Annotated in this window: 1 protein-coding gene; it reads left to right on the top strand. The window is 55.4% G+C overall.

The genetic code is table 11. From position 1 onward, the window contains the following. Nucleotides 1-85 precede the first annotated feature (85 nt). Nucleotides 86-1437 (top strand): IS3 family transposase gene (locus ACR0NJ_RS21220; RefSeq protein ID WP_480819076.1). Its coding sequence is split into 2 segments (ribosomal slippage): nucleotides 86-422 and nucleotides 422-1437, totalling 1353 coding nucleotides; the frame shifts between segments, so codons are not numbered across the junction. The last annotated feature ends 73 nt before the right edge of the window (nucleotides 1438-1510 follow it).

Here is a 1510-nt window from a genome sequence, read left to right as displayed (position 1 = left end):
TGTTTGACGTCAGCGCCAATGGGACAGTTTAGGGTGATTTGATAAGAGAGGGTTTCTGGCACATCGTAACCACCGAGGAGTGGAGATGAGACAGAAACCCGGAACCAAGCGGAGCCACGGCGAGAAGATCGTCAAGGACATCCGTCGCGCGACACGTAAACAGTATTCAGCGGAAGAGAAGATCAGGATCGTTCTGGATGGCCTTAAGGGCGAGGACAGCATTGCGGAGCTGTGCCGCCGTGAAGGCATTGCCCAAAGCCTGTATTACAGTTGGTCCAAGGAGTTCCTTGAGGCTGGGAAGAAGCGTCTTGCGGGTGACACGGCGCGGGCGGCGACCTCGACCGAAGTCAAAGACCTTCGTCGGGAATCCCGTGATTTGAAGGAAGTCGTGGCTGAACAAGCTTTGGAACTGCGGTTGCTCAAAAAAAGCATGATCGCGGATGGGGACGACGACGAATGAGGTATCCAGCATCTGAGAAACTGGAGATCATCCGGCTCGTCGAAGGGTCACACCTGCCGACCAAGCGCACGTTGGACAAGCTGGGAATTCCCAGGACGACGTTCTACCGCTGGTATGATCGTTACTTGGCTGGTGGTCCCGAGGCACTTGAGGATCGCAGCCCGAAGCCATCCCACATCTGGAACCGCATTCCCGAACCGGTGCGCGAGAAGGTCAAGGACTTGGCGCTAAAGGAAAGTGAGCTGTCACCGCGTGAGTTGGCTGTGAAGTTCACTGATCAGGAGCAGTACTTTGTATCGGAATCGACGGTTTATCGCATCCTCAAGTCCTACGATCTGATCACCAGTCCGGCCTATGTGGTTTTGTCAGCAGCCGATGAGTTCAACGACAAGACCATGCGACCGAACCAGCTCTGGCAGACAGACTTCACATACCTGAAGGTGATCGGCTGGGGCTGGTTCTATCTCAGCACGATCCTCGACGATTACAGCCGGTACATCATCGCTTGGAAGCTCTGTACGACGATGAAGGCAGAGGATGTGACCGATACACTCGACCTGGCACTGCAGGCTTCGGGCAGCGATCAGGCGACGGTGCTGCACAAGCCGCGCCTGCTCAGTGACAATGGCTCAAGTTACGTCTCTGGCGAACTGGCTGATTGGCTCGAAGACCAGCAGATGGATCACGTCCGCGGTGCCCCGTATCATCCACAGACCCAAGGCAAGATAGAGCGCTGGCACCAGACCCTGAAAAACCGCATTCTGCTGGAAAACTACTATCTGCCGGGCGACCTCAGGCAACAGATCGACGCCTTCGTAGAGCACTACAACCATCATCGTTACCACGAAAGCCTGCAAAACCTCACCCCAGCCGACGTCTACTTCGGTCGCGGCGAGACCATCCTAAAGCAACGAGAAAGGATCAAACGAAAGACCATCGAAACGCGACGCTTGCTTCACCGCAAATCCGCCGCATAATCAAACAATCAGATGCGCCACACCCTCTCTTAGATCAGGCAGCCATCTGTCCCATAATCCCTGACGACGGACA

Source organism: Ruegeria sp. F11, from assembly GCF_056533855.1.
This window is presented reverse-complemented; position numbering and strand designations above follow the sequence as displayed.